Here is a 25,469-nt window from a genome sequence, read left to right as displayed (position 1 = left end):
AATTATGAGCACACAAAAATTTGCAACAGAAGCTTTACATGCAGGTCATGATGTTACCGTAAATGGAGGGACAAGAGCAGTTCCTATTTATCAAACAACCTCGTATGTATTTAACAATGCAGATCATGCAGCTAATTTGTTTAACCTCTCCGAGCCGGGATTCATTTACACTCGATTAAATAACCCCACCAATGATATCTTGGAGCAACGCTTGGCAGCCTTAGAAGGAGGTATTGCATCAGTCGTTACTGCTTCAGGAACTGCGGCCATCAATACTACGTTGTTGACTTTGTTGAAAGCAGGTGACCATATTGTGGCGTCCAGCAGCTTGTATGGAGGAACCTATAATTTATTGAATGTCACCCTGCCGAGATTCGGGATCACTACCACTTTTGTGGATCCGTCTGATGCCAAAAATTTCAAGGATGCAGTACAAGAAAATACCAGAGTATTTTTTGTAGAGTCTTTGGGGAATCCAAAGTTAGATGTGTTGGATTTGAAATCCATTTCGGAAGAAGCCAAGGCATACAAAGTACCTTTGATTGTAGATAATACAGTAGCTACTCCTGCTTTGTTGAATCCAATAGAACACGGCGCCAATATTGTAATCCATTCTTTAACCAAGTACATAAGCGGTAACGGGACCTCTCTGGGAGGAGCGATTATTGATGCAGGTACTTTTGATTGGTCAAGTGGAAAGTTTCCAGAATTTACAGAACCTTCCCCAGGTTATCACGGATTAGTATATCATGAGGCATTAGGCGCTGCTGCATTTATTGCCAAAGTTCGAATTGAAGGATTAAGAGATCATGGGGCCGCACTTAGCCCATTTAATGCGTTTCAAATTCTTCAAGGGCTGGAGACATTAGAAATCAGAATTAAAAAGCATAGCGAAAATGCATTAGCATTAGCACAATGGTTACAAGAACAAGATGAAGTAACCTGGGTACGATATCCAGGCTTACAAGATGATGAGTACCATGCTTTAGCAAAAGAATACCTTCCCAAAGGACAAAGTGGAATTATCACTTTTGGAGTAAAAGGAGGATTCGATTCCGCAAAAACTGTGGCAAACGAAACTAACATCTTTTCGTTACTGGCGAATATCGGAGATTCTAAATCATTGATCATTCATCCGGCTAGTACAACACACCAACAACTTACGGATGAGCAACAGCAATCCACAGGAGTAACCCAGGATTTGATTCGATTATCTGTAGGATTAGAAGATATCGATGATCTTAAGACAGATTTGCAAGTTGCTTTTTCTAAAGTGAGAGAGACAATACAATAACTTAATAGAATAGGTTTGCATGCTGCAAAAAATAGACATCTCAAATTTTACAACGGTAAAAGGGAAACATATCGATCATATTCCTCTAACCTATGAGGTTTTTGGGAAACCGATTCATCAAGCTCCTGTGGTACTGGTTAATCATGCGTTAACGGGTAACTCTACAGTATGTGGAAATGAAGGATGGTGGAATGGCCTTATTGGGGCGGGGAAATGTATTGATACCAATAAATATACTGTGATTTCATTTAATATTCCGGGTAACGGATATGATGGAGTAGTAGAGAATTTGATTGATGACTATAGGTTGTTTAACGCAAGAGATGTTGCTGTTCTTTTTGCAGAGGGGTTAGAGGTATTAGCTATTCATGAACTGTATGCTGTAATTGGCGGTTCTGTAGGAGGAGGTATTGCCTGGGAATTGGCAGCGTTAAAGCCCGATTTGATTAAAAATTTAATTCCCGTAGCTACCGATTGGAAATCCACAGATTGGCTAAAAGCCAATTGCTTGGTGCAAGAACAAATATTGCTTAATTCTAGTAATCCAGTTCATGATGCCAGACTTCATGCGATGCTGATATATAGATCTCCAGAATCCTTTAAGCAAAAGTTCGATAGGACCTATAATGCAGATAAAGACATGTTTAATATAGAAAGTTGGCTATTGCATCATGGAGAAAAATTGAAGCATCGATTTACCCTTTCGGCGTACAAAGAGTTGAATTATATCCTAGCAAATATCGACATCACAGCATCAAGAGGAAGTTTTCTTGAGGTAGCTGGTAGGATTTCATCCAATATTCATCTGGTGAGTGTTAATTCTGATGTCTTTTTTACAGCAGCCGAAGATGTAGCTACCTACAACGAATTGAAGAAAGTGAAAAAAAATATTAATCATAGTCTCATCGACTCTGTACACGGTCATGATGCATTTTTGATTGAGTTTGAACAAATGAACGAATTGTTGAAAGAGATTTTTTAAAGAAAAGAAAAATGAAAGTTCTAAAATTTGGAGGAAAATCGTTAGCCAACGGAAAAGGAATTGAAACCGTGGTTACCATTATAGAAGATAAAGTCAAACAAGGAGAAAAGATCACCGTTGTTTTATCTGCTAGAGGAAATACAACTAACGAGCTGGAAAAAATATTGGAAAAAGCCAGAAAAAATGAAAGTTACAAGGCACAATTAGAAGCTTTCAAGAAATATCAACTGGCAGATTTTGAAAATGTTCAGTTTGAGAATGAGTTTAATACACTGGATAAACTTTTTGAAGGAGTTTCGCTATTAGGTGATTATAGCAAACGGATAAAAGATCAGGTGTTGTCTCAAGGAGAAGTGATTTCAGCAAAACTGGTTACTCAACTACTTAAGGCAAAAAATATCAATGCAAATTTTACCGATAGTAGAGAGTTAATTGTCACCGACGAACAGTTTGGAGATGCACAGCCCCTGGATCGATTGTCGAAAGAAAATATTTTGGCCCATTTTGAAAAATACAATGGGAGTACAGTTAATGTGGTTACCGGTTTTATTGCATCGAATACAAAAAAGGAAACAACTACGTTAGGAAGAAACGGGAGTAACTATACAGCCTCATTATTGGCAAATTACCTCGAGGCCGAAGAGTTGCAAAATTTTACACACGTAAATGGAATTTATACGGCTAATCCCGACCTGGTTCCAGAAGCGCAAAAAATAGAAAAATTGTCTTTTGCCCAGGCCAACGAATTGGCTAATTTTGGGGCTAATATCTTGCATGCCAAGACGATTATTCCCTTACTAGAAAAAAACATCCCGTTACGTATTTTAAATACTTTTGATCACGGTAACAAGGGGACTTTAATTACTTCAGAAGAAAGTGAAAAAGGAATAAAATCTTTGTCTGTTCTTGATAATGTAGCTTTAATTCATTTGGAAGGTAGGGGTCTACTGGGTAAAGTAGGAATCGATGCTAGAATATTCAGAACTCTGGCACAAAGAAATATTAGCGTAAGTATTATCTCGCAAGGATCTTCAGAAAGAGGGATCGGCTTTGTGGTCCAGGCGGATCAAGCCAATGAAGCCAAATTTATTCTCGAAGAAGAGTTTGAAGCCGATTTTTACAAACGAGATGTAAGTGCTATTAGTATTGAAGATCAAGTTGCTGTAATTTCGATCATAGGCCAGGATTTGAGTACTTTTCATAAGCCTTATAATGCGTTGATCAAAAACCAAGTGATTCCGTTACTGTTTAACAATACGGTTTCCGGAAAAAATGTAAGTCTTGTAGTTAAAAAAGAGCAGTTACATAAGGCGCTTAATGTGATTCATGGTGAGATTTTTGAAATTTCTAAAAAGGTAAATATTGCCATATTTGGACACGGTTTGGTAGGAGGGACCTTAATTGATCAGATCTTGCAATCTGCCAAGCAAATCGAAAGTAGAAAACATATCAAGTTGAATGTTTTTGCAGTGGCCAACTCTAAGAAGGTACTGTTAAAACGAAATGGAATCGATACTAGATGGAAACAAGAAATCAAAGATGCTGGCGAACCATATACGATTCAGGATGTGATTGATTTTACAAAGCAACATCACCTCGAAAACTTAATAGCTATCGATAATACGGCTAGTCAAAGTTTTGTGTCTAACTATATTGAATTGATCGATCACGGTTTTGATCTGGTGTCTTCTAATAAAGTAGCAAACACCCTTGAATTTGATTTTTATAAAGATTTACGAGCAAAACTTAGAGAAAATCAAAAGGAATATCTATATGAAACCAATGTGGGAGCTGGGCTGCCATTAATCGACACCATAAAACTGTTGCATTTGTCTGGCGAGAATATTACTAGAATTAAAGGGGTGTTTTCTGGGTCGTTAAGTTATTTGTTCAACACCTTTTCTGTAGAGGATAGGCCATTTAGTGAAGTATTACAAGAAGCAATTGATAGTGGATATACAGAACCAGATCCTAGAGAAGATTTGTGTGGTAATGATGTGGGGAGGAAGCTGTTGATTCTTGCTCGAGAATTGGATTTGAGTAATGAATTTGATGATGTGCAAATCCATAATTTAATTCCGGAAAATCTGAGAGAAGGAGAGGTTAGCGGCTTTTTAAATCGGATTTCCGAATTGGATGAGGTGTATCAAAAAGTTAAAGATGCGCAAAAGCCGGGTTGTGTATTGAGATATATTGGTGATCTTTGGGGGGATCTCTCTCAGGAAAAGGGGAATTTGGATGTGAAATTGGTTTCGGTTCCGGCAACAAGCGCGTTAGGACAAGTAAAAGGTTCCGACTCCATATTCGAGATTTACACTGAATCCTATGGAGATCAGCCGATCGTTATTCAAGGTGCAGGTGCCGGAGCAGCGGTTACCGCCCGTGGTGTATTTGGTGATATACTTCGATTGGCAGAAAAAGGAAATCATTAAAAAAATTAAACAAATGAAAATACAGTTAAAAAGAATAGATAACGATTATCACTTCGAATTAAAAAACGAAAGAGGGCATGTTACCCATATCGATAGTAAAGCAGCAGTTGGAGGACATGACCTGGCTCCAAGTCCAATGGAATATGTATTGATGGGAGTAGCAGGATGTAGTGCGATAGATGTGATTTCTATTCTGAAAAAACAAAGACAAGATATCACAGATTATAGAGCAGAGGTGGATGGAACACGTGTAGAAATTGATGGAGCAAAGCCATTTAAAGAAATCGATGTTACTGTGTACCTAGAAGGAGATATTGCTCCGGAAAAAGCAAAACGAGCAGCACAATTATCATTCGAAAAGTACTGCTCTGTATCAAAAACCCTTGAGCCTACGGCGACCATCAATTACAAGGTGGTTGTAAATAATGAAGAAGTATGAGCAAAAATAGCCAACATTTTGAAACACAAGCGGTAAGAACGCAAACAGAAAAAACACAATTTTTGGAGCACTCGACTCCTATGTATTTGACCTCAGGGTTTACTTTTGAAGATTCTGAAGAAATGAGAGCTTCTTTTGCCGAAGAAAAAGAAAGAAATCTGTATAGCCGTTTTAGCAATCCAAACACTTCAGAGTTTGTAGATAAAATTTGCAAACTGGAAGGAGCAGAAGATGGTTATGCTTTTGCAACAGGGATGGCGGCAGTTTTTTCTACTTTTGCGGCTTTACTAGATGCTGGAGATCATATCGTTTCGGCTAGATCGGTGTTTGGTTCTACGCATACCTTGTTTACCAAATATTTCCCAAAATGGAATATAGAAACTAGCTATTTCAGAGTGGATGAGCTGGAAAACGTAGAGGGGTTGATTCAACCTAATACTAAGATCATTTATGCTGAATCTCCTACCAATCCGGGAGTAGATGTTCTGGATTTGGAGGTTCTGGGTCAAATTGCAAAAAAACATAACCTACTTCTGGTTATCGATAACTGTTTTGCTACACCATACCTTCAAAATCCAATTACTTTTGGTGCTGACTTGGTGATCCATTCTGCTACCAAATTGATTGATGGGCAGGGACGAGTTTTGGGTGGAGTTACTGTAGGTAAAAAAGAGTTAATCAGAGAGATCTATCTGTTTTCTAGAAATACTGGGCCGGCATTGTCGCCATTTAATGCTTGGGTGTTATCCAAAAGTTTGGAAACCTTGGCAGTTCGGGTAGAAAAGCATTGCGAAAATGCCCTGAAATTAGCCCAATTCCTGGAGTCACACCCCAAAGTGAATTGGGTAAAGTATCCTTTTTTGAAATCTCATCCAAAGTATGATATTGCCAAAAAACAAATGAAATTAGGGGGCAATATCGTAGCTTTTGAAGTTAAGGGGGGTGTACAAGGAGGAAAAACATTTTTTGATAGCATACAAATGTGTTCTTTGTCTGCTAATCTTGGAGATACCAGAACTATTGTTACCCACCCGGCTTCTACCACCCATAGCAAACTGGCACAAGAGGATAAGGCAGTGGTTGGAATTACCGACGGAATGGTTCGATGTTCTGTAGGGCTGGAACATGTTGATGATATCATTGCCGATATAGAACAAGCTTTAGCTACACTATAACAAAAAAGAGAGGCAGTTCATCATTTGCCTCTCTTTGTTTAAAAACATCTTGTTATCTAATACTATTGTTTGGTAAGCACTATAAATTGATCTCCAGTAACAGCGACTGTTAGGTTTTCTATAGTACGTTCTTCATCAATAGCAATTTTTAATGTCATAGATTGCTCTGTTAATGAAGTGATTTCGTAAGAAGTAGTTTCGTTTTGAACGGTAACCGTAAGTGTATTGCCAGATACAGACCATTCTCCAGAACCTATAAATTCAGGGATGTTTTGTTCTACTTCAATAGGATCTTGCGTAGGTATCGTAACACTAGCTACTAGTGTAAATCCTCCAGAACCGGTAACAGTGTTGGGTTCGTTTTCTGCAGTAGCTTCTGTGAAAGTTACTGTTGCGGTGTAATCTTTTCCAGAAATACTGTAATCTCCACTTACCGGAATGCCTTCAATAGTTGTCGAAGCTTTTCCATTTTCGGATCTAATTTCTGTTAGATTCCATTCTCCGGGGATCAAAGACCCATTAATTTCAATTGCGTCATCATCGTCACCACATGAAACGAATAATGTCGAACCGGCTAAAAATAATAATAAGGCTAATCTTTTCATCTTGCTTTTGGTTTTTTTGAATTTATACATTCATAAACGCTTTGTTTACAGTCATATTGTTTATAAAAGTACTTAGGTTTTGTTAATATACCACCTAAGATTTAACATAAAAGATAAGGAAGGTTAATAATATTCATGAATTTATATAGGCTTTGTTAGTAATTTCATAAAAATCGACCAATGGTATGTACTATGTAAAATTTTATATATACATTTGTTTTAAATCCTAGTATTCCGATAGGATAATAGAATTAGCAAAAAAAAGTATGATTGTTGATCAAATGATATTAGATAAAGTAGCTTCCAAGAAAACGACCTATGACAGCGATAGGACATCAGAAAAGCCTATTCGTAGTATAGCAAAAGCGATTAGCTGGAGGGTTATAGGAACGTTGGACACGCTTGTGGTTTCTTACTTGTTGACTGGAGAAATCGTATTGGCTACTTCTATCGCATCTGTTGATTTTGTCACCAAAATGATTCTGTATTTCTTCCATGAAAGAATTTGGAATCGTATCAAATGGGGAAAATAATTGTGATTTTGAAAAAGAAATAAGGTCCTGAATCAAGACGATAAAATGAGCTTTACAGAAAAAGAAATTGAAGATTTAAATAGGGAGCTTAAAGAAAAGACTCCTTTAGAAATAGCACAATGGGCGGTTGCACAAGCAAAAAAAGCTGTGGTAACTACTAATTTTAGGCCTTACGAGGCGGCTATACTTAATGTTTGTGTTGGTGCACAAAAAGATATGCCTGTGATTTGGTGTGATTCTGGATATAATACTCCAAATACATACAGACATGCAGAGCATGTAATTGAGCAATTAGAATTGAATGTCAAATTGTATGTGCCTAAACAAACTACTGCACATCGTGATGTTGTAATGGGTATTCCTGATATCGATGATCCAAAGCACAAAGAATTTACCGAGCAAGTAAAATTAGAACCTTTTGGGAGAGCAATGGCAGAACATGCTCCTGATGTATGGTTTACCAACTTGAGAAAAGGACAGACTGCATTAAGAGATTCTCTTGATATTTTGAGTGTGGGGAAAGATGGAGTGCTAAAAGTAAGTCCTTTTTACTACTACAGTGATGCAGAATTGGATGTGTATTTAGAAGAAAACAATTTACCTAACGAATTTAAATATTTTGACCCAACCAAGGTGTTAGAGAACAGGGAGTGTGGGTTGCATACTAACTAATAATAACGAAGAACGAAGCATGGAAATACTAGAAAAGAAAGTAGAGCAACTAAACGGATTAAAAGAAGATTTGAGTAGTGCTTCATTGTTGAAGGTAAACGCCTTAGAAAGTGAAGCGATTTATATTCTTAGAGAAGTTGCAGCTCAATTCGAGAAGCCTGTACTTCTGTTTTCTGGAGGAAAAGATTCGATTACCTTGGTGAGATTAGCTCAAAAAGCTTTTTATCCAGCAAAAATTCCTTTCCCACTTTTACATATCGATACTGGGCATAATTTTCCAGAAACTATAGAATTCAGAGATAGATTGGTAGAAGAATTGGGAGTTGAACTTATCGTTCGAAATGTTCAGGATTCTATCGATCAAGGAAAGGTAGTAGAAGAAAAAGGAAAGTATGCAAGTCGTAATAGTTTACAAACTACTACACTATTAGATGCGTTAGAAGAATTTAAATTCGATGCTGCGATAGGTGGAGCCAGAAGAGACGAAGAGAAAGCTAGAGCCAAAGAACGTATTTTCTCGGTTAGAGATGATTTTGGGCAATGGGATGAAAAAAATCAACGCCCAGAATTATTTGATCACCTTAACGGGAAAATAGATTTGGGACAAAATGTACGTGTATTCCCAATCAGTAACTGGACAGAGCTTGACGTTTGGAGTTATATCCAAAAGGAGGAGATAGAAATACCATCAATTTATTTTGCCCACAAAAGAAAAACATTTATCAGAGACGGTATGATCTGGTCTGCAGAAGACGATGTGGTATTTCGAGAAGAAGATGAAATCGTAGAGGAGAGAATGGTACGTTTTCGTACTGTAGGAGATATGTCTTGTACGGCGGCAGTGTTGTCTGAGGCAGTATCTATAGACAAAGTAGTAGCAGAGATAAGAGAATCAAAGATTTCGGAGCGAGGAGCGCGTATTGATGATAAGCGATCTGAAGCAGCGATGGAAAAACGTAAACAACAAGGATATTTTTAATGAGTTGATCATTTAGACTGTAAAAAAACAGTTTTGATTTTCAAACATCAACCAAATATAGTAGGATGGAAGTACTAAAAATAGCAACAGCAGGAAGTGTAGACGATGGTAAAAGTACCTTGATTGGTCGAATTCTATACGATACCAAGTCATTGACGACCGATAAATTAGAAGCTATTGAGGCAAAGAGTAAAGCTAATGGATTCGATTATTTAGATTTCTCGTTAGCTACAGACGGTTTAGTAGCCGAGCGTGAACAAGGAATAACAATCGATGTAGCACACATATATTTTTCAACAAAAAAGAAGAGCTATATCATCGCTGATACTCCGGGTCATATTGAGTATACCCGAAACATGGTAACGGGAGCATCAACTTCGCAAGCATCTATTATTTTGGTAGATGCCAGAAAAGGAGTGGTAGAACAAACCTATCGTCATTTTTTCATCAATAACTTATTGAGAGTAAAAGATGTGATTGTAGCGATCAACAAGATGGATTTGGTAGATTATGCAGAAGAAACTTACGAAGCTGTAAAAGCAGATTTTCAGAAACTTATTGATAAGAGCGAATATAAAGATCAAAATATCACCTTTATCCCGGTAAGTGCTTTACAAGGAGATAACGTGGTAGAAAAATCAGAAAGTACACCTTGGTACGAAGGACAAACATTACTGGAACACTTGGAAAAACTAAATGCTCAGGATGTTTATGAAAAAGCGCAAGTTCGTTTCCCGGTGCAAACTGTAATTCGACCGAAGACTGAAGAATTTCATGACTTCAGAGGATATGCTGGGAAATTGTATGGAGGAGATATTTCTGTAGGAGATGAAGTAACTGTACTACCTTCACTAACTTCTTCAAAAATAAAAGAGATTTATTTCTTTGATAAGAAGTTTGATACAGCAGGAAGAGGAAGTTCTTGTACCATAACCCTGGAAGATGATATCAACATTAGTAGGGGTGATATGATTGTAAAATCAGAAGAGCAACCAAAAGTTGAAAAACAATTAACAGCAACTGTTTGCTGGATGGATAGTAAAGCGCTAAATCCAGGGAGCAATTACTTTGTGCAAAGTGGGAGCAATCGCATTTTGGCTAAAGTGAAAAACATAAGTGGGACCATTGCGACAGATTTCTCTGGAGAAGATACTTCAAAGAATACGCTTACACTTAATGAAATTGGTAAAGTACAGATACAGTTAAGTAAGCCATTGGCATTTGATTCATATAGTAAAAATAAAGCTTCGGGCTCTTTTATATTAATAGATTCACAAACCAATAATACATCAGGAGTTGGATTTATAGAGTAAAGATAGAGTCGATTTTCACAGAATAAAATCATACGATTTTTGCGGTAAAAAATAAATACACAAAAGTCATAATTATGTCCTTTTTTGAAGGGCCGAAACACCAAAAAAGATGCAAAGTTTTAGAACTGAAATAGAAAACCCAGTTGTCGAAAAAGACATCATCGAATTGGCTAATAAAATAGAGCAATTCCATAAGGGTAAGATTGATGAAGAGAAGTTTCGTAGCCTTCGTTTGGCTCGTGGAGTATATGGTCAGCGTCAGGAAGGAGTGCAGATGATTCGTATTAAGCTACCGTATGGAAAAGTGAAATCCAATCAATTAAAACGTATCTGCGAAGTGTCTGATGAGTATTCCAGAGGGCGTTTGCATATCACTACACGTCAGGATATTCAGATTCATTATGTAGATTTAAATAGAACTCCAGAGTTGTGGGCAGAACTGGAAAAAGATGATGTGACCCTAAGAGAAGCTTGCGGAAATACAGTACGTAATGTAACGGCTTCAGAAACTGCTGGGATTGATGTAAATGAACCTTTTGATGTGTCTCCCTATGCACATGCAGTGTTTCAAAATTTCTTGAGAAATCCGATTTGTCAGGAAATGGGGCGTAAATTCAAAGTTTCTTTTTCTGGAACCGATGAGGATACAGGACTATCTTATATGCACGATCTTGGTTTTATTGCCAAAATTGAAAATGGAGTTAGAGGTTTTAAAGTAATGTTAGGTGGTGGATTAGGATCACAGCCTAGACATGCAGATGAATTATATAGCTTTTTGTCGACTGATAAAATTATTCCTCTAATGGAAGGGGTATTAAGAATTTTTGATCGCCACGGTGAGAGAAAGAGTAGAGCCAAGGCCAGAATGAAGTTCTTGATTAAGGATATCGGTCTAGAGGCATTCAAAGAGCTGGTAGAAGCAGAGCAAAAAGCAATTGTAAATAAAACGGTACCTATCGATGCAGAGGCCTACGAAGTTTCTACTCCAGTAGCTGTAGAAGCCCCTCAGGTAACTATCAAAGATCAGAAAGCTTTTGAACTTTGGAAATCAACGAATGTGATCCCTCAAAAGCAAGAAGGATATGTTGCGATAGGAATTAAAGTACTATTAGGAGATTTTTATACAGACAAAGCAAGATTATTAGCAGATTTAGTAGAACGATATGCAGCGGGAGAGTTAAGATTGTCTTTGCGTCAAAATATATTGATTCCTTTTGTTAAAGAAGATTTAGTTCGATTTTTCTATCAGGAATTAGGAAAACTTGGTTTCACCGAAGCAGGATACAACAAAGCGGTAGATATTACTGCATGTCCAGGGACGGATACTTGTAACTTGGGAATTGCTAGTAGTACTGGTATTGCCGATGAGTTAGAGCGAGTACTTAAGGCAGAATATCCACAATATTTGGAAAAAGAAGATCTAGTGATCAAAATTAGTGGATGTATGAATGCTTGTGGGCAACATAATATGGCTAATATAGGTTTCCAGGGGATGTCGATTCGTACTAAGGATAAGTTAGTAGCACCAGCACTTCAGGTATTGCTAGGTGGTGGGAATTTAGGAGACGGAAATGGTCGTTTTGCAGACAAAGTGGTGAAAATCCCAAGTAGAAGAGGACCAGAGGCTTTAAGACGTATTCTTAATGATTTTGAAGCGAATGCCAAGGATCAACTTTTTGTAGATTATTATGCAGAAAAGGGAGAAAAGTATTTCTATGATTTGCTTACAGACCTTTCTGAAATTGATAACCTTACTCCAGAAGATTTTGTGGATTGGGGTAATGAAGAAAAATATATAAAAGCCATTGGTGTAGGAGAATGTGCAGGTGTAGTAATTGATTTGGTAGCTACGCTATTTTTGGAAAGTGAAGAGAAAATCCAAAATGCCAAAACTTCCTTTGATAGTGAAGTGTATTCTGATGCGGTATATCATACTTATAGTTCTTTAGTGAATTCTGCAAAGGCATTATTGATTGCAGAAAACAAAAAGACCAATACGCATGCGGGAATTATCAGACAGTTTGATGAACTTTTTGTTGAGACTAAAAAGATAAACCTGGAAGGAACCTTTGCGGATCTGGTATATCAGATTCAGAAAAACGCACCAACAAAGGACTTTGCTTTGGATTATATTAAAATTGCACAGCAATTTTTACAAAAAGTACAATCTTACAGAGCGCTTGAGGTAGAAAGTGCTTAAAGCTATACATTTGTTTGATTCGTAGAGGGATAAACCCGTGATCAAGTAAGTGTAAAAATAAAAGAAAAGAGTAAATGATGAGTATTCATAAAACACCAAAATTAACAGTAGTAGGAGCAGGTCCTGGGGATCCTGATCTGATCACGTTGAAGGCAATAAAAGCTCTAGAGGCTGCGGATGTGGTGTTGTATGATGCACTCATCAATGAAGAGTTATTGCATTACGCTCCTAATGCCGAAAAAATATTTGTAGGTAAGAGGAAAGGATGCTATGCCTACAGGCAAGAGCAGATCAATGATTTAATAGTGGCGAGAGCAAAAAGCCATGGTCATGTAGTAAGACTCAAAGGAGGCGATCCATTTATTTTTGGTCGTGGTGCTGAAGAGATCGATTATGTTAAACAATTTGGTATTGTAACGGATATGGTGCCTGGTATTTCCTCTTCATTGGCGGTGCCAGCATACCAAGGAATTCCGTTAACCCGAAGAGGAGCTTCAGAAAGCTTCTGGGTAATTACCGGAACTACAAAATCCCACAAATTATCACAGGATGTTTACCTGGCGGCAAAATCAAAAGCAACTGTGGTAATTTTGATGGGGATGAGTAAGTTAAGCGAAATAGTTCGTATTTTTGCAGCCGAAAATAAAGAAGAGGTGCCTGTAGCGATTATTCAAAATGGAACTACCGAAAAAGAACAGTTTGGTATGGGTACCATACAAACAATTGAGCAGGTTGTTGCTGATCAAGAATTGTCTTCGCCAGCTATAATTGTGATAGGAGAAGTAGTTCGACAGAAAGTGCAACTGGCTTCAATTTATGAAGAGGTAAACAAAATAGATGCATCTGGATCGTAAGGATGATAGTGATGGAAGAAAGAAATAATCTATATCCGGTTTTTTTGAAGGTTAGAAACCTTGAGGTGCTTATCGTAGGAGGAGGAAATGTAGCTGAAGAAAAACTAACATTCTTGACAAAATCCAGTCCTGATGCTAAGGTGACGATGGTATCGCCTATGTTTAGAGAAGGAACCATTGCTCTGGCCAATAAGTTTGGAGTAAGAATGATAGAAAAGAAATATCATAGACGATTCCTTAAAGATAAACATATAGTGATTGCAACTACAGACGTGCCAGAAGTGAATATGAAAGTGTACAAAGACTGTAGAAAAAGAAGCAAATTGGTGAATGTAGCAGATAATCCCCCATACTGTGATTTTTATATGGGAGGAATCGTTACAAAAGGTAATGTAAAGGTGGCGATTTCGACTAACGGAAAGTCGCCTACAACAGCCAAAAGATTGCGTCAGTTTTTTGAAGAAGTATTGCCAGAAAACATAGACGACTTGGTAAAGAATTTAAATGAATATAGAAAAACAATAAAAGGTGATTTCGAAGAAAAAGTGGAAACGCTAAACGAATTCACAAAAGGATTAATAGGAAAAAAAGAAGTTGAACATGATCAAGACTGATATTTTAATCATCGGAGCTGGACCTACAGGGTTATTCACTGTTTTTGAAGCGGGATTATTGAAGTTAAAAACGCATTTAATTGATGCGCTTCCACAACCAGGTGGACAGTGCTCAGAAATTTATCCTAAGAAACCTATCTATGATATCCCAGGATTTCCTGAGATTTTGGCAGGGCAATTAGTAGATAATCTAATGGAGCAGATTAAGCCTTTTAATCCTGGATTTACGCTTGGTGAGAGAGCAGAAACTATTGAAAAATTAGAGGATGATACCTTTTTGGTAACGACCAACAAAGGAACTCAACATAATGCCCCTGTTATTGCAATTGCAGGTGGTTTAGGATCTTTTGAGCCACGTAAACCTCCTATTCCAAATATTCAGGATTTTGAAGATAAAGGAGTAGCCTATATTATTCGCGATCCCGAAGTATATCGAGATAAAAGAGTAGTGATTGCAGGTGGAGGAGACTCTGCACTAGATTGGACCATTTTCTTGGCGGATGTAGCAAGCGAAGTGACGCTAGTACATAGACGTAACGAGTTTAGAGGAGCGTTAGATTCTGTAGAGCAGGTTGGTGAACTATCCAAATTAGGTAAAGTAAATCTGATTACAGAGGCAGAAGTAAAAGAACTAGAAGGAGAAGATCACTTGGCAGCTGTTGGGATAAAACATAAAACCAAAGGTGATATCCGATTAGAAACCGACCATTTTATTCCTTTATTCGGGTTGTCTCCAAAATTAGGGCCAATGGCCAATTGGGGATTAGAAATAGAAAAGAACGCTATAAAAGTTGATAATTCTTATGATTATCAAACTAATATTCCTGGGATCTACGCCATAGGAGATGTAAATACCTATAAAGGAAAGCTTAAGCTGATTCTTTCAGGTTTCCACGAAGCCGCTATCATGTGCCAGAGTGCATACCAAAGAATTCACCCAGACAAGAAATACGTAATGAAGTATACAACTGTAGGTGGAGTAGAAGGATTTGATGGTACCAAAAAAGAGGCAAAGAAAGAAGTTGTAAAAGCAATCATATAAGACAATTTGAGTTTTCTCTTTTCTGAAAAGAGAAGAGAAAACTTAAGTATATCTTAAATAATTCTTCAAAAACACAAACACCACTATATTTGTTGAATTTTTAAAGCATTAAGGACAAGAAATATGTCAGACGTTACCATAAAGATTAAGGATAGAGAAGGAGTAGTGCACGAAGTGCAAGGACCAACAGATATGAATATGAATCTGATGGAGGTTTGTAAAGCTTATGAACTTCCGGTAGAAGGAACGTGTGGAGGAATGGCGATGTGTGCTTCTTGTCAATGTTATGTTTTATCAGATCACGAATTGCCAGAGATGAGTGATGATGAAGATCTGATGTTGGCAGAGGCTTTTTATGTTGAAGATAATAGTAGATTAGGTTGCCAGATTCCGATCACTCCAGCATTGGATGGGTTGGAAATTGAGTTGGCTCCAGAATCATAAAAGTAGTAAATAAACTTGCATAACAAATGGCTATGCCTTTAATTTGTATGCGATTAATAGCGATAGCTATTTAGTTCATAAATTCATGTAATTGTTATCAAGAAAGGTGGAGGGAGTAGACCCTGTGAAACCTTAGCAACCCTTTATCTGTTAAAGAAGGTGCTACATTCTATCCTGAAATTCAGGAGAAGATAACCCGAAGAAAGGCCATAGAGACTACCTTTCATTTTTCTTGATATCATAATTATTAATAATACGTAGACTCTTATAAGAGAAGTTTGTCGTTTTTGTTATGGGATTCTCCCAGACAAGAATCTAATCTCTAAGGAAAGAGTACTATTTTATATGGAAAAAGATAATGAAAGATATTAGAGAAATACTAGAAGAACGAATTCTTGTTCTTGATGGGGCAATGGGAACCATGCTACAGCGTCATAAATTTACCGAAGAAGATTTTAGAGGAGATCGATTTAAGGATTGGAAAGTTCCTTTACAAGGAAATAATGACTTGTTAAGTATTACACAGCCTGAAGCGATTAAGGAAATCCACCGTTTGTATTTTGAAGCCGGAGCAGATATCGTTGAAACAAATACGTTTTCAGGGACAACAATAGCAATGGCAGATTATGAAATGGAAGAATTAGCGTATGAACTGAACTATCAATCTGCCAAAATAGCAAAAGAGGTCGCAGACGAATTTACCAAGGCCGAACCTCACAAACCTCGATTCGTTGCAGGTGCTATTGGACCTACAAATAAGACAGCAAGCATGTCTCCTGATGTGAATGATCCAGGCTTTAGAGCAATTAGTTTTGAAGAGTTGAAAGTAGCATACAAACAACAGGTAGAAGGGCTTGTAGATGGAGGAGCTGATATATTGTTGGTAGAAACTATTTTTGATACGCTTAATGCCAAAGCAGCTCTTTTTGCTATAGAAGAAGTGAAAGATGAAAGGGGTATTGCTATTCCAATAATGGTGAGTGGTACGATTACAGATGCTAGTGGCAGAACCTTGTCGGGACAAACTGCTGAAGCTTTTTTGATATCGGTTTCACATATCCCGATGTTATCGGTTGGATTTAACTGTGCTCTAGGAGCGAAGCAACTTACTCCGCATTTAGAAGTACTGGCCCAAAAGGCACCTTTTGCAGTGTCGGCGCATCCTAATGCAGGATTGCCTAATGCGTTTGGAGAGTATGATGAAACTCCAGAACAAATGGCAGATCAGATCAAAGAATATTTGGATAAAAGTTTAGTAAATATTGTTGGAGGATGCTGCGGAACTACTCCGGAACATATCAAAGCTATTGCAGATTTAGTAAGTGATTATAAACCTAGATCTGCAAAAACCATTGAGACTATATGAGTAAAGAAGTGCGATATATGAAACTATCGGGACTGGAACCATTAATCATTACTCCAGAGTCTAACTTCATTAATGTTGGTGAGCGAACCAATGTTGCTGGGTCACGTAAATTTTTGAGATTGATCAAAGAAGAAAATTACGAAGAGGCCCTATCTATAGCAAGGCATCAGGTAGAAGGAGGAGCACAAATCATCGATATTAATATGGATGATGGTTTGATCGATGGTAAGGAAGCTATGGTAAAGTTTCTACACCTAATTGTTTCAGAACCAGATATTGCCAGGGTACCAATAATGATTGATAGCTCTAAGTGGGAGATTATAGAAGCTGGTCTTCAGGTGGTGCAGGGTAAGTGCGTAGTAAATTCAATAAGCCTCAAAGAGGGAGAAGCTGCATTTATAAAACAAGCTAAGGCCATAAAAAGATATGGTGCTGCTGTGATTGTTATGGCTTTTGATGAGGTAGGGCAAGCAGATAATTATGAACGTAGAATAGAAATAGCAAAACGTTCTTATGATGTTTTGGTCAATGAGGTTCATTTTCCACCTGAAGATATCATTTTTGATCTCAATATATTCCCAGTAGCAACCGGGATGGATGAACACCGTAAAAATGCTATAGATTTTATAGAAGCTACACGATGGGTGCGTAGCAACTTACCTCACTGTAGTGTAAGCGGTGGTGTGAGTAATGTTTCTTTTTCGTTTAGAGGTAATAATGTAGTTCGGGAAGCAATGCATTCGGTATTCTTATTTCATGCTATCAAAGCGGGAATGAATATAGGTATTGTAAATCCTGCTATGTTGGAGGTATATGATGATATTCCTAAAGATCTACTGGAGCATGTAGAAGATGTTATTTTGGATAGAAGAACAGATGCTACCGAAAGATTATTGGATTTTGCCGAAACGGTTAAAGGAACTAAGAAGGAAAAAGCAATCGACCTTTCCTGGAGAGAAGAACCGCTTCAAGATCGTGTGACCAGAGCTTTGGTTAAAGGGATAGATCAATTTATTGAAGAAGATGTTGAAGAGGCCAGGCAAAGTGTGGACAAACCCATAGAAGTTATCGAAGGGCACCTAATGACAGGAATGAATGTGGTAGGTGACCTTTTTGGATCTGGGAAAATGTTCCTTCCGCAAGTAGTAAAGTCAGCTCGTGTAATGAAAAAAGCAGTGGCTTATTTGTTGCCTTTCATTGAAGAGGATAAAGATGCAGTTACCGAATCCAACGGGAAGATTTTGATGGCTACTGTCAAAGGAGATGTACATGATATTGGGAAAAATATTGTTTCTGTAGTCCTTGGATGTAATAATTATGAAATCGTTGATTTGGGAGTGATGGTACCTCCCGAAAAAATCATACAAACAGCGATTGATCAACAAGTAGATATCATTGGACTAAGTGGGTTGATCACACCTTCACTCGATGAGATGGTGTATCTGGCCAAGGAAATGGAACGTAAGAATTTCAAAATTCCATTGTTGATAGGAGGGGCGACTACTTCCAAAGCGCATACTGCGGTAAAGATTGATCCTCAATACAAGAACGCTGTGGTTCATGTAAATGATGCATCCAGAGCAGTTACTGTAGTAGGTGATTTGTTGAATAAAAGGAATTCTGGAAAGTATGTGGGAGATTTAAAGGATGATTATGAGAAATTCAGAGAGGGTTTCTTGAAGAGAACGAAACAAAAAGAATATTTGTCTATTGCTGAAGCCAGAAAGAATAAGTACAAAATTAACTGGTCTACATCTAGTATTAATGTTCCCAGTGCTCTTGGAGTGACTGTGATCCAAGATTTTGAACTTGCCAAATTAATTGACTATATCGATTGGACACCATTTTTTAGATCCTGGGATCTGCATGGCAAGTACCCAGGGATTCTTACGGATGAAGTCGTAGGTGAACAAGCTACTTCTCTTTTTAAGGATGCACAAGAATTACTTAACAAAGTAATCGATCAAAAATTATTGAAAGCAAAGGCGGTATATGGTTTGTTTGAAGCCAATACAGTGAATGATGATGATATTGAAATCGTTCATAAAGACAAGATATTTACGTTTAGAACCTTAAGACAACAATTAAAAAAACACGCAGGCAAACCTAATTTTGCCTTATCCGATTTTATAGCTCCAAAAGAAAGTGGATTACAGGATTATATGGGTTGTTTTTGCGTGACTACAGGTTTTGGGACTCAGGAATTAGCCGCTCAATTTGAAGCAGATCATGATGATTATAACTCGATTATGATCAAAGCTTTGGCGGATCGATTGGCAGAGGCTTTTGCAGAATTTTTACATGAAAAAGTTCGTAAAGAAGATTGGGGTTATGCAAATAATGAGCTTTTGACTAACGAAGAGTTGATCAAAGAGGAGTATGAAGGTATTAGACCAGCTCCTGGATATCCAGCATGTCCCGACCATTTGGAAAAAATAACTATTTGGGAAGTGTTAAAAGTGAAGGAGGCTATTGGAGTCGAGCTTACTGAAAGTCTGGCTATGTGGCCTGCCGCTTCAGTTTCTGGTTATTACTTTGGTAATCCTGAGGCAAGATATTTTGGTTTAGGTAAGATTAAAGAAGATCAGGTTGAGGATTTTGCAAACCGAAAGAATATTGACCTAGATCATGCTAAGAAATGGCTAAACCCAAACATAATTGAACAGTAATGGATATAGAAGATTGTATTTCACGTCTCGAAGAAGTTTTTGATGGCCAACCTTGGTTTGGTCCCTCGTTTTTGAGTAGCCTCAAAAAGATTCCGGTAACCTTCTGGGATCAAAAACCAAAAGGAGGTGTACATTCTATTTCAGAATTGGTGGTTCATACCATGGATTGGAAAAAGTTTGTGGTAGAAAAATTACAGGATAACGAGACCTATAGCATCGAGATGAATTCGGACAAAGATTGGCGACCAAATGTCTCAATTAACAACCAGAAACAGAAAGATGAAATCATCGATCAGATTGTGGTATTGCAAGACACTATATGTCAGCTGTTAGAAGGTAAACGCGATTCCTGGTTGTATGAATTTGTTTTAGGCAAGGATTACACCAATCTATATATGGTTAATGGAACGGTTGACCACGATATCTACCATTTGGGTCAAATTAATTTGATCTATAGTCAAGTAAAAAATAATCATCAATAAAAATATAAACATCACTAATGAAAGTTACCGATCATATAAAAAGAGCAAAAGACAAAACCTTGTTTTCTTTTGAATTAATTCCACCACAAAAAGGAAGAAGTATTCAGGAGTTATATGATAATATAGATCCGTTGATGGAGTTTAATCCTCCCTTTATTGATGTCACGACTTCGCGCGAAGAGTTTATTTATATTGATAGAGATGGACTTTTGGATAAAAAACTTACCCGAATGAGACCAGGTACGGTGGGGATTTGTGCTTCGATTACACACAAGTATAATGTAGATACTATACCGCATGTATTATGTGGTGGTTTTACCAAAGAAGAAACAGAATATTTGTTGGTGGATTGTCATTACTTAGGGATAGATAATGTGATGGCGCTTCGCGGTGATGCGATGAAGGAAGAAAAATACTTTACACCTACAAAAGGAGGGCATTGCTATGCCAACGAGTTGGTAGAACAAATTGTAAACATGAATAATGGACAGTTTTTACATGAAGTAATAGAAACTGATAATCAATCCGATTTTTGTGTGGGAGTAGCAGGATATCCTGAAAAACATTTGGAAGCTCCTTCTATGGATTCTGATATTCGAAGGCTAAAGGATAAAGTAGATGCTGGAGCGGATTATGTAGTTACACAAATGTTTTTTGACAATAAAAAATATTTTGAATTCGTAGAAAAGGCAAAGGAAGCTGGGATTGATGTTCCAATTATCCCTGGGATCAAACCTGTAGCTGTAAAAAGACATCTTCAGTTATTGCCTCAAGTATTTAAATTAGATATCCCAGACGAATTGGTAAAAGAGGTAGAGCAATGTAAAACCAATAAGGAAGTTCGAGAAGTTGGGATAGAATTTGCAATTCAACAGTCTAAAGAACTAATGGAGTATGGAGTTCCTGTGTTGCATTATTATTCTATGGGAAAATCGGATAATATAAAAAAGATCGCCTCAGCAATTTTTTAGTTGTTCAAAACGTTTTGAACATTGTGTATTTCAGGTGTTGGTAATTTTACCAATATTACTACTTTTACCCGATGATTAAACGACTGGCTTTCGTATTATGCATTGTTAGCTTTCAACTGTATGCTCAAAATGAGTCTAAATCTTGGTATACAGTAGATGTCAATAATTTTTACGGGACTATTTTAAAACACAATCCAGATATATCTCACCTGATCACTGGACATCCTTCTGGGGTTATTTTTTCTTTTCAGAAAAAGACATTTGGAGACGAAGAGTGGCAAAGGCTATATAATAATCCGGAATATGGTGTTTCTTTCATTTATAATGATCTGGATAATACCTACCTAGGAGAACATTTTAGTCTTTTCGCACATTATAATTTTTATTTTTTGAAACGACATCTCATGTTCCGTTTAGGACAAGGGTTTGCGTATAGTACTAACCCCTATGACGAAGATGATAATTTTAGGAATATAGCTCATGGTTCGCACTTAACAAGTGCTACTTACTTTTTATTGAATTTCAAAAAGGAAAACTTATTAAAAGGGCTGGGATTACAAGCCGGACTTGGTGTTGTACATTATTCCAATGGTAATGCCAAGGCGCCCAATAAAAGTACAAACACTTTGTTTTTGAATGCTGGGATCACCTATCAATTAGATGCAGATATCCCAGAATATCAAGAAAAAGAAAAGGGATTGGTAAAAGGTAGTGAGCCTTTTGGATATGGTTTTTTGTTTCGGAGTGGTATTAATGAAAGCGATGTAGTAGGATCTGGGCAATTTCCATTTTATACGTTGGGAGCCTTTATAGATAAGAGAATCAACAAAAAAAGCGCTTTTCAATTGGGAACAGAAATTTTCTTCTCCAAAGCGCTAGAACGATTTATAGACTTCAGGGCTAGTGGAGGTTTTAATGATGGTACCACAGGGGACGAGGATTCAAAGCGTGTTGGATTGTATCTTGGTCATGAACTAAGGGTAAACAAGGTGTCTGTTTTAACACAATACGGATATTACGTATATTATCCTTTTGATTTTGAAGGGCAAACCTATTTACGTGCAGGATTAAGATATTACTTTACCAAAAATTGGATAGGCGAATTCACTGTACGATCACATGGAGCGAAAGCCGAAGCGATGGAATTTACAATAGGGTATAGGTTATGAAGAAAATAGGATACTTTATAGGGTTAGTATTATTGCTTTTTGGATGTGATACCGAAGATGCTCCTGATTGCTTTCAACGAACTGGAGATATTGTTCGGCAAGAAGTAGAAATCCCTGATTTTTCAAGGATTTTGGTGAACCCAAATGTTGAGTTGGTTATTAGACAGGGAGAAAATAGAGCTGTTGTTATAGAAACAGGCGATAATTTGATTGACGAAGTGACTGCTGTTGTAGAAGGTGATCGACTAGTGCTTCAAGACGATAATGATTGTGCTTTTTTTCGAGATTTTAATCAAACCAAAATTTTTGTTACCGCACCTAATATTACCGAAATACGAAGTGCAACTCAATTTGACATTTCTTCTGACGGAGTTTTGAATTACCCAACACTACGATTGTTGTCAGAAGATTTTAATGAGAATACCGGAACGACAACGGGAACTTTTCATTTAAACATAAACTCAGACGATTTAATAGTAGTCGGAAATAATATTACTTCTTTCTTTATTTCTGGGAGGACCACAAATCTTAATGTTGGTATTTTTTCTGGCACAGGAAGATTTGAAGCGGCAAAATTAGTGGCAGATGATGTTCAAGTTTTTCATAGAGGAACGAATAAGGTTATTATTAATCCTCAACTTTCTTTACGCGGTTCAATACGAAGTACTGGAGATGTTATCGCTGTAAACAGGCCTGCAGTAGTTGAGGTAGAACAGTTCTTTACTGGAGAGCTTATTTTTCAATAGATTTTTTACGGCATTAACATCTAAATACTGTGGTTTTGTAGCAGCAGGTTCTGTGAGATTATTTATAAATTTATATATACCCCAGGTAAACACATCTCACAAAGGACGAAAAGATGAAAGAAGAACAAAAGATTTTAGAGGGTTCCTTGTTGGGTAACGAAGAAAACTATCTCAAAAAAGAATTATACGATTTAATTAGATCCGATACTTCTATATTGGATTTTTTGCAGGAAGCTATACTTGATGGTATATGGTTTTGGGATCTTGATAATCCCGATAATGTATGGATGAGTCCAGAGTATTGGACTACGTTTGGATACGACCCCAAGAAAATGCCACATAAATCCTCTTCGTGGCAACCCATTGTTTTTGAAGAAGATCTAAAAAATATATATGCCAATTTTGCCTCCCATGCCAAGGATCCCAAAATTCCGTATGATCAGATCGTTAGGTTTAGACATAAGTTAGGCCATACCGTATGGATACGATGCCGAGGGATGATGTTTAGAGATGCAGATGGAAAGCCTCTGAAAATGTTGGGAGCGCATACAGATATCTCTAGGGTTAAAGAAAAGGAGGAAGAGTTACGATTACAAAAAGCCTTTTTTGAACAAGTAATCACTGGGACTAACCTTGGAACCTGGAAATGGAATGTAAAAACAGGTGCAACTATTTTTAATGAACGTTGGGCAGAGATCATAGGATATGACCTAGAAGAGCTAGAACCCGTTTCTATTGATACCTGGATGAAATATGCTTATAAAAAAGATCTGGAAAAGTCGAATGCTCTTTTACTAGATCATTTTGCGGGTAAAACCGAAATTTATGAGTGTGAGGCCAGAATGCGTCATCGAAATGGAAAATTGATTTGGGTTTTGGATAGGGGAAAAGTGGTTAGTTGGGATGAAGAAGGGAACCCAGAATGGATGGTAGGCTCTCATCAGGAAATTACCGAAAAGAAAAAGGCATATGAACGTAACAAGCAATTTATTAAGCAAGCTCCTACTGCTATTGCTATGCTTGATAGAAATATGGAATATTTGGCCGCATCAGAAGAATGGTTAAGTGTTTTTGATCTCGAAGGTCAACTGGTATTAGGAAGGTCACATTATGAGGTGTTGCCTATAATCGGTAAAAAGTGGAGGCTTAGTCATAAAAAATGTTTGCAAGGAAGTGTAATTAAGAATAGCGAAGAACGCATTGAAAAAATAGATGGATCGATTCAATGGTTATCCTGGGAGTTTCGCCCCTGGTATACCGATGAAGATGAAGTAGGAGGGATTATTATTCATGCCAATGATATTACAAAAATTAAGAAAAAGGAAGAGCTAAAATCCCTGCTGGCGGTAGCAGAAGACCAAAATAAACGATTGAAAAACTTTGCACATATTGTTTCACATAACTTGAAGTCTCATTCTGGTAATTTTGAAATGTTATTGGATTTATTTGTGCAAGAAAATCCCGAGTTGAAATACAACGAAATTATCAAGTTGTTTAAAACCGCTTCCGGGCATCTTACAGAAACGATTTCTCATCTTAATGAGGTGGTGTTAATGAATACTTCGCTGGATGAAAATTTGGTAGGTCTAGATCTTTATGATGCAACAAATAAAACTATAGAGGGCGTAAAGGCCATAGCAACCGAGGCTGAGGTCGAAATCAGAAATAATGTGACACCAGATATTAGAATTTTGGGTATTTCGGCTTATTTGGATAGCATCTTATTAAATTTAATCACTAATAGTATAAAGTATAGTGCAAAAAACAGAGATAGTTATGTAGAGTTGAGCACCAAAATCGAGAAAGGTTTTGTGGTTCTTAGCGTAGCAGACAATGGTCTGGGTATTGATTTAAAAAAGCATCGTTCAAAACTGTTTGGGATGTACAAAACGTTCCATCATAATAAAGATGCCAGGGGTATAGGGCTTTTTATTACCAAGAATCAAATAGAAGCCATGGGAGGAAGAATTACAGTCAAAAGTGAAGTGAATCTAGGTACAACGTTTAAAGTTTATTTGAGATATGAAAAAAATTGACATTGCATGTATTATAGATGATGATCCTATCTTCATTTTTGGAGTTAGGAAAATAATGGACCTTATTGACTTTTGTAAAAGCCTAATGGTTTTTAGAGATGGAGAAGAGGCACTGCATAATTTAAAATCCATAATATCCAACAATGAAAAGCTGCCTGATGTTATTCTGCTAGATCTCAACATGCCGGTTCTAGATGGATGGCAGTTTTTGGATGAGTTTATCAAAATACCATGCGATAAAAAAATCGTCATTTATATTGTTTCCTCTTCCGTAGATCCAGAAGATATGCATAGAGCAAGATCTTACGAATTGGTTAGCGATTACATCGTAAAACCAGTCACCGTGGCAAAACTAAAGGAAGTGCTTAATGATTTAGAAAAAGCGGTGTAAATAAAGTATTTAAGTATAGGTGGAAGCATGGTTTTATACAATGTTCCTTTATTATGCTAAT

The 25,469-nt window shown here is 37.2% G+C and carries 23 protein-coding genes and 1 riboswitch; of the genes, 22 read left to right on the top strand and 1 reads right to left on the bottom strand.

Annotation, left to right across the window (positions count from 1 at the left end; genetic code table 11):
* Positions 1-4: 4 nt before the first annotated feature.
* From ACXAGJ_RS13845 to ACXAGJ_RS13825, 5 genes are read left to right on the top strand one after another with little or no spacing between them, the layout of a single operon-like run.
* The gene (locus ACXAGJ_RS13845) at positions 5-1,294 is read left to right on the top strand and encodes an O-acetylhomoserine aminocarboxypropyltransferase/cysteine synthase family protein (RefSeq protein WP_474840760.1); all 1,290 of its coding nucleotides are present in this window, start codon (positions 5-7) and stop codon (positions 1,292-1,294) included.
* Positions 1,295-1,313: 19 nt separating this feature from the next.
* The gene (locus ACXAGJ_RS13840; protein ID WP_474840759.1) at positions 1,314-2,276 is read left to right on the top strand and encodes an alpha/beta fold hydrolase; all 963 of its coding nucleotides are present in this window, start codon (positions 1,314-1,316) and stop codon (positions 2,274-2,276) included.
* A gap of 11 nt (positions 2,277-2,287) precedes the next feature.
* A complete protein-coding gene (thrA, locus tag ACXAGJ_RS13835; protein ID WP_474840758.1) occupies positions 2,288-4,708 on the top strand; it encodes a bifunctional aspartate kinase/homoserine dehydrogenase I in 2,421 nt (806 codons plus the stop codon).
* A gap of 13 nt (positions 4,709-4,721) precedes the next feature.
* Positions 4,722-5,147 (top strand): OsmC family protein, encoded by a 426-nt coding sequence (locus ACXAGJ_RS13830; RefSeq protein ID WP_474840757.1) that lies wholly within the window; start codon positions 4,722-4,724, stop codon positions 5,145-5,147.
* Positions 5,144-6,322: a trans-sulfuration enzyme family protein gene (locus ACXAGJ_RS13825; RefSeq protein ID WP_474840756.1), complete on the top strand. Its 1,179-nt coding sequence runs from the start codon at positions 5,144-5,146 to the stop codon at positions 6,320-6,322. The genes ACXAGJ_RS13830 and ACXAGJ_RS13825 overlap by 4 nt, the downstream gene beginning before the upstream one ends.
* Positions 6,323-6,384: 62 nt before the next feature.
* On the opposite strand, the gene ACXAGJ_RS13820 is transcribed toward ACXAGJ_RS13825, so the two are convergent.
* A complete protein-coding gene (locus tag ACXAGJ_RS13820) occupies positions 6,385-6,927 on the bottom strand; it encodes a lipocalin family protein (RefSeq protein ID WP_474840755.1) in 543 nt (180 codons plus the stop codon).
* 266 nt (positions 6,928-7,193) lie between these two features.
* Between ACXAGJ_RS13820 and ACXAGJ_RS13815 the strand changes: the two genes are divergently transcribed.
* From ACXAGJ_RS13815 to ACXAGJ_RS13735, 17 genes are all read left to right on the top strand, one after another.
* Positions 7,194-7,460, top strand: a complete 267-nt coding sequence (locus ACXAGJ_RS13815; protein WP_170864571.1) for a DUF2061 domain-containing protein — start codon at positions 7,194-7,196, stop codon at positions 7,458-7,460.
* Positions 7,461-7,505: 45 nt separating this feature from the next.
* Positions 7,506-8,132 carry a phosphoadenosine phosphosulfate reductase domain-containing protein gene (locus tag ACXAGJ_RS13810; protein ID WP_474840754.1) on the top strand — a complete coding sequence of 209 codons (627 nt, stop codon included), beginning with the start codon at positions 7,506-7,508 and terminating at the stop codon, positions 8,130-8,132.
* A 19-nt stretch (positions 8,133-8,151) separates the two neighbouring features.
* Entirely contained in the window at positions 8,152-9,111 is a 960-nt protein-coding gene (gene cysD, locus ACXAGJ_RS13805) for a sulfate adenylyltransferase subunit CysD (protein ID WP_474840753.1), read from the top strand.
* Positions 9,112-9,176: 65 nt separating this feature from the next.
* Positions 9,177-10,424 (top strand): sulfate adenylyltransferase subunit 1, encoded by a 1,248-nt coding sequence (locus ACXAGJ_RS13800; protein ID WP_073315508.1) that lies wholly within the window; start codon positions 9,177-9,179, stop codon positions 10,422-10,424.
* A gap of 109 nt (positions 10,425-10,533) precedes the next feature.
* A complete protein-coding gene (locus ACXAGJ_RS13795) occupies positions 10,534-12,624 on the top strand; it encodes a HEPN domain-containing protein (RefSeq protein ID WP_474840752.1) in 2,091 nt (696 codons plus the stop codon).
* A 77-nt stretch (positions 12,625-12,701) separates the two neighbouring features.
* Positions 12,702-13,478 carry a uroporphyrinogen-III C-methyltransferase gene (gene cobA, locus ACXAGJ_RS13790; protein WP_474840826.1) on the top strand — a complete coding sequence of 259 codons (777 nt, stop codon included), beginning with the start codon at positions 12,702-12,704 and terminating at the stop codon, positions 13,476-13,478.
* Between the two features lie 11 nt (positions 13,479-13,489).
* Positions 13,490-14,092, top strand: a complete 603-nt coding sequence (locus ACXAGJ_RS13785; RefSeq protein ID WP_073315813.1) for a precorrin-2 dehydrogenase/sirohydrochlorin ferrochelatase family protein — start codon at positions 13,490-13,492, stop codon at positions 14,090-14,092.
* Entirely contained in the window at positions 14,079-15,134 is a 1,056-nt protein-coding gene (locus ACXAGJ_RS13780; protein WP_474840751.1) for an NAD(P)/FAD-dependent oxidoreductase, read from the top strand. Before ACXAGJ_RS13785 ends, ACXAGJ_RS13780 begins: the two co-directional genes overlap by 14 nt.
* Positions 15,135-15,257: 123 nt before the next feature.
* Positions 15,258-15,578 (top strand): 2Fe-2S iron-sulfur cluster-binding protein, encoded by a 321-nt coding sequence (locus tag ACXAGJ_RS13775; protein ID WP_073315504.1) that lies wholly within the window; start codon positions 15,258-15,260, stop codon positions 15,576-15,578.
* A 91-nt stretch (positions 15,579-15,669) separates the two neighbouring features.
* A riboswitch (SAM riboswitch) is annotated at positions 15,670-15,776 on the top strand.
* Between the two features lie 160 nt (positions 15,777-15,936).
* The gene (locus ACXAGJ_RS13770; RefSeq protein WP_474840750.1) at positions 15,937-16,944 is read left to right on the top strand and encodes a homocysteine S-methyltransferase family protein; all 1,008 of its coding nucleotides are present in this window, start codon (positions 15,937-15,939) and stop codon (positions 16,942-16,944) included.
* Positions 16,941-19,613 (top strand): methionine synthase, encoded by a 2,673-nt coding sequence (metH, locus tag ACXAGJ_RS13765; RefSeq protein WP_474840749.1) that lies wholly within the window; start codon positions 16,941-16,943, stop codon positions 19,611-19,613. Before ACXAGJ_RS13770 ends, metH begins: the two co-directional genes overlap by 4 nt.
* Positions 19,613-20,095, top strand: a complete 483-nt coding sequence (locus ACXAGJ_RS13760) for a DinB family protein (protein WP_474840748.1) — start codon at positions 19,613-19,615, stop codon at positions 20,093-20,095. The genes metH and ACXAGJ_RS13760 overlap by 1 nt, the downstream gene beginning before the upstream one ends.
* A 17-nt stretch (positions 20,096-20,112) precedes the next feature.
* Positions 20,113-21,066, top strand: a complete 954-nt coding sequence (gene metF / locus ACXAGJ_RS13755) for a methylenetetrahydrofolate reductase [NAD(P)H] (RefSeq protein ID WP_474840747.1) — start codon at positions 20,113-20,115, stop codon at positions 21,064-21,066.
* A 71-nt stretch (positions 21,067-21,137) separates the two neighbouring features.
* The gene (locus ACXAGJ_RS13750) at positions 21,138-22,235 is read left to right on the top strand and encodes an acyloxyacyl hydrolase (protein ID WP_474840746.1); all 1,098 of its coding nucleotides are present in this window, start codon (positions 21,138-21,140) and stop codon (positions 22,233-22,235) included.
* On the top strand, positions 22,232-22,981 hold the full coding sequence (locus ACXAGJ_RS13745) for a head GIN domain-containing protein (RefSeq protein ID WP_474840745.1): 750 nt from the start codon (positions 22,232-22,234) through the stop codon (positions 22,979-22,981). The genes ACXAGJ_RS13750 and ACXAGJ_RS13745 overlap by 4 nt, the downstream gene beginning before the upstream one ends.
* Positions 22,982-23,094: 113 nt before the next feature.
* Positions 23,095-25,017, top strand: a complete 1,923-nt coding sequence (locus ACXAGJ_RS13740; protein WP_474840744.1) for a PAS domain-containing sensor histidine kinase — start codon at positions 23,095-23,097, stop codon at positions 25,015-25,017.
* Entirely contained in the window at positions 25,004-25,408 is a 405-nt protein-coding gene (locus tag ACXAGJ_RS13735) for a response regulator (RefSeq protein WP_474840743.1), read from the top strand. Before ACXAGJ_RS13740 ends, ACXAGJ_RS13735 begins: the two co-directional genes overlap by 14 nt.
* The last annotated feature ends 61 nt before the right edge of the window (positions 25,409-25,469 follow it).

Source organism: Aquimarina sp. AWH4_224 (assembly GCF_056160245.1).
This window is presented reverse-complemented; position numbering and strand designations above follow the sequence as displayed.